The sequence below is a fragment of the Baaleninema sp. genome (genome assembly GCF_049974805.1).
GTDB lineage: Bacteria > Cyanobacteriota > Cyanobacteriia > Cyanobacteriales > Geitlerinemataceae > Baaleninema.
The window spans coordinates 1-3,855 of record NZ_JBNGCO010000203.1 but is presented as its reverse complement, the minus strand read 5'-3'; the positions used below and the strand labels follow the sequence as shown (position 1 = coordinate 3,855).

The 3,855-nt window shown below is 48.8% G+C and carries 3 protein-coding genes; 1 reads left to right on the top strand and 2 read right to left on the bottom strand.

Translation table 11 applies throughout. The annotated features are described in order from the left end of the window. Nucleotides 1-89 precede the first annotated feature (89 nt). Nucleotides 90-1,127 carry an Npun_R2821/Npun_R2822 family protein gene (locus tag ACP5D4_RS21190; RefSeq protein WP_428013591.1) on the top strand — a complete coding sequence of 346 codons (1,038 nt, stop codon included), beginning with the start codon at nt 90-92 and terminating at the stop codon, nt 1,125-1,127. A 15-nt stretch (nt 1,128-1,142) separates the two neighbouring features. On the opposite strand, the gene ACP5D4_RS21185 is transcribed toward ACP5D4_RS21190, so the two are convergent. Both ACP5D4_RS21185 and ACP5D4_RS21180 read right to left on the bottom strand, forming a co-directional pair. After that, entirely contained in the window at nt 1,143-2,342 is a 1,200-nt protein-coding gene (locus ACP5D4_RS21185) for a glycosyltransferase (protein ID WP_428013590.1), read from the bottom strand. Nucleotides 2,343-2,419: 77 nt separating this feature from the next. Then, a complete protein-coding gene (locus ACP5D4_RS21180; protein WP_428013589.1) occupies nt 2,420-3,037 on the bottom strand; it encodes an alpha/beta fold hydrolase in 618 nt (205 codons plus the stop codon). Nucleotides 3,038-3,855 lie beyond the last annotated feature (818 nt).

The following is a 3,855-nucleotide window of genomic DNA, read 5'->3' as shown; positions in this document are numbered from 1 at the left end:
AGCAATATCGAGATATCAAAAAGCCAATTCCCATACCGACTCGATTCACCCCCCCAAAAAAATTACCCGACCTTTACGCCCTTATAATCGTGATACCGTCCGGTATTTATACGCTGGCCAACGATGTCGTTTTCGACCAATTAGTTGCATGGCTCAACAGCGTTGAAGCGAACGTGAGTCCCGACATTCCCATCTGTATTTTTCCCTACGACGACCGCCTCGAACGAACGAAAGCCGAAATCGCACAACGCCCCAACGTCTTTCTGTTTGAGGACGAAGATGCCTTGCAACGGTGGGACGACTTCGCCAAGCGAGTTTGGCTGTCCCATCCGAGAGCCAAACGTCCCGGTTCGCGATCGCCCTGGTATTTGGGACACCATCACCGTCGCTATGCCGCCTTTCAAGGGGTCTTTGAAAAATTCATCTTTTACGACGCCGATACCCTCGCGATGAAACCCGTAGACGAGATTTTCAAGAACCTCGATACCTACGATTTTGTTTTCGATGATTGGGAACACCGAAAACCTAGGCCTGTGGCAGCTTTTGATTTTCCCTATCTCGAATCGACAGGCAAATATACAGAAGAAGAACTTCGTCCATCCCTCCACTGTGCGAGTTTTTTTGCATCCAAACAGGGACTTTTGTCTTGGCAAGATGTAGAAGAAATGGAACGGCGTCTGGTTGAAGAAAACGAAATTGCTTGGATTAACGAGAAACTCTGGTGGGACGATGCGGCGTTTTCAAATTATTTGACGCTCTGGCGCGATCGACCCCTGTTTAACTACACCCAAAGCGACAACCCACAAGATCGAACGGGAAATTGTGCGGTGACCGATCGATTTGTCAACCTCAACAACGTTCTCTATAACGAACAGGGAATGAAGCCCATCCATCGACTTCACTACATGACCGTACCCTCGTCGGCGTTCGCGCGACTCTGCCAAGGTGAAGATGTCGATATTCCCTATCGCGATATTTTCTTACACTATCGGTTTCTCAAAGAACCGGAAAAACGCCCGAAAGAGTTGAAACCGCCGTCGATGGCGACGCAATTCAAGCGAAAGGTACAGTCTGGAATTCAAAAACTGCGGAAACTTCGCTATTACGTTCCCGGTTTGGTCAATTGAGCGATCGGCCTTTGGCTAAGCTTGCGGGTACACGCGCCCTTTCCAATTTCCTCCGAACCCGAACCAATGGCGAATCGCCGAATCGATCGTCATGAAGGTATAGAGAACGGCGATAATCGGCAGAAAAATCCCCAAAAAGGGCGGTTGGCGGTACAGCCGCAACGTCGGAAGCAGGGAAAACGCCATTAATAACCAGTTGGCTAGGGCGATTAAGGCCACGAATCGATCGCCCTCGAGAATTCCCCAAACAAACGCCACTGGCGCCACCCAATAGGTTAACCCCATCCCCAAAATCGTGAAGATTAGCAAAAAGGGGGAATAGTTTAATTGGGTGTAGGCGGTGCGAGCCACCATGTTCCAAATACTCCACAGGGAGTTATAGGGACGCAAACTGCGGGTTTTCTCCGTCAGTCCTACCCAGATGGGATGGCGTTTTCCCGGTTCGCCGCATTTGACGGCGCGGGCGAGACTGCAATCGTCGATTAAGGTCTGTTTGATGGCGTTTAAGCCGCCGATGCGTTCGAGGGCTTGACGGCGGATGAGGATACATCCCCCAGCAGCAGCGGCGGTTTTGTTGTTGATGTCGTTCGCCCACTCGAAGGGATAGAGTTTTTGGAAGAAATACACGAACGGGGGAATCAAACAGCGTTCCCAGAAGCTGCGACAGCGCAGACGTACCATGAGGGAGACGAGGTCGAGTCGTTCTCGTTCGGCGTGGAGGACGAGTTGGCGCAGGTTCGATCGATCGTGTTCGATGTCGGCGTCGGTAAACAGGTAGTAGTCCGGGGCGTCCCGTTTGGCGTGACGCACCCCTTGTTCCATCGCCCACAGTTTCCCCGTCCAACCGGGGGGAAGGGGTTCGGCGGTGAGAACCTCTAAACTGGGGGCGGTTCGACCCATTTCTTTGGCGACGGCTTTGGCGTCTTTGGCGGTGTTTTGGGCGACTTTGGCGGTGTCGTCGGTGCTGCGATCGTCGACGAGAATCACGCGAAAGGGATTGGGGTAATCTTGCAAGAAAAGCGATCGTAGGCTTTGGGGGAGAACGTCGGCTTCGTTGCGGGCGGGAATCACCGCGCAGACGCGGGGAAGTTGATTGAGTTGTAGGGAAATTGGCGTTAGCTGGACGTTCGCACGCCAAAACTGTCCTCGAAAGGCGAGTAAGATAATCCAAATCAGCAGTGAAAGCAGGGTTAGCCCTAAAACGACGGTCTCCATAGTTTCGCTGGTCTCGCATGGTGCTGGTTCAGTTTATCTTGTTGGGCTTGCGATCGCGTCGCCGATGGCTCTGATTCTCAGGTGCGATCGCCCGATTCGGGCAATTCTTCTAAAAATTGCCAAATGGCTTGATGAAACGCTTCGGTGGCTTTCATGTAACAGGCATGTCCGGCTTTTTTTAAAACGACTTTTTGCGCGTTCGCCATTCGATCGAGGAAAATTTCCGCTTGCGATACGGACAGGATTCGATCGTCGTCTCCCCAAATGGCTAACGTCGGGACTTCGATTCCTTCGAGTCGTTTTCTAAATTGAGAAATCCCCACGGGCGCCACGGGAATGTAACCCCGAAGTTTGTCGGGATGCTCGACGAGAAACGGTAGGCTATAGTTTCCGCTCATCGACGGCGAGACGAGAACGGGATGGCTGATATTGGCGGCTTCGAGGAATTGTTCTAGAAAATTGTCGCGACGACCGAACAGCCGTTGCGAGAGTCCGTAGCCGGGTAAATCGACGGCGATCGAACGATAGCCCCGTTCGGCAAAAAAGAGTAAACTTCCCAATTCTCGCCAGGTTTGAGAACTGAAACTCGCTCCGTGTAAAAAGAGAATTACTGGTTTTTCGGGAGTTCCAGCTTCTTGAAGGTGGATGTTTTTATTGAAAACCCGAACGAATCTATTGGCGATTGTTTGCGACATAAAAACCATTGCAAATATACAACAAAGCAAGCTATTAAACTTGGTATATATTGATTATAGCAAAACAAAATATATTTTGAAGCTCGACTCAATCCCTTTGAATTTGCCATGAAATTGAATTATTTATCGACAGAATCTATTTTTTGGAAATATTTGCCACGAATGATTTAGGCTGGCGATAACAGCAATATTATAATGATTTGCGGCAAGATCCCATTTTAGTCAATTTATGTATAAGATTCCCGGTATCTTGTATCTGCCGGAAATCTGGATAGAAAATCGGATTGGTGGAACCAATTTTTACTCGGTTTCTTAAAAGAATATAATCCTAAAAATACAAATAAAATAAGTCATAGAAGCCAAAAATATCGAGTTTATCCATCAAAAATTGGAACGACATAAAAAGCCGATTTTCGATTTCCTATTCGGGTGCATCTCAAAAATGTAAATTTATCAGATCGGAGTCTCTACAATAAATTGAGCGGTTGTTGGGTTTCGCTATCGCTCCACCCAACCTACCGCAAACTCATATTTTTACAAAAGTGATATGCACCCTCCTATTCATTATCCTATTCTCTGTTTTGGACTCCTTTCTTTTTGATTTTGTTACAGAACTGATTGAGGCTTGCGATATAATAAAAAACACGACGCGACTCGTGCCAACCCGAGCGAACTCTATTTTAAAAATACCCCAAAAAATGACTGAACCACGCCTCTCGAGTTTCTTCATCTTTGGAAGTAGCGGCGCAGCAGCCGGGGCGGGACTGTCCGCCACCCTGGGAAACATCGGACTGGTGGGAAGCTTTGGCGGCGTGGGA

Coding starts and splice junctions, on each gene's coding strand:
- ACP5D4_RS21180 (WP_428013589.1), bottom strand. CDS start 3,037: ATGTCGCAAACAATCGCCAATAGATTCGTTCGGGTTTTCAATAAAAAC.
- ACP5D4_RS21185 (WP_428013590.1), bottom strand. CDS start 2,342: ATGGAGACCGTCGTTTTAGGGCTAACCCTGCTTTCACTGCTGATTTGG.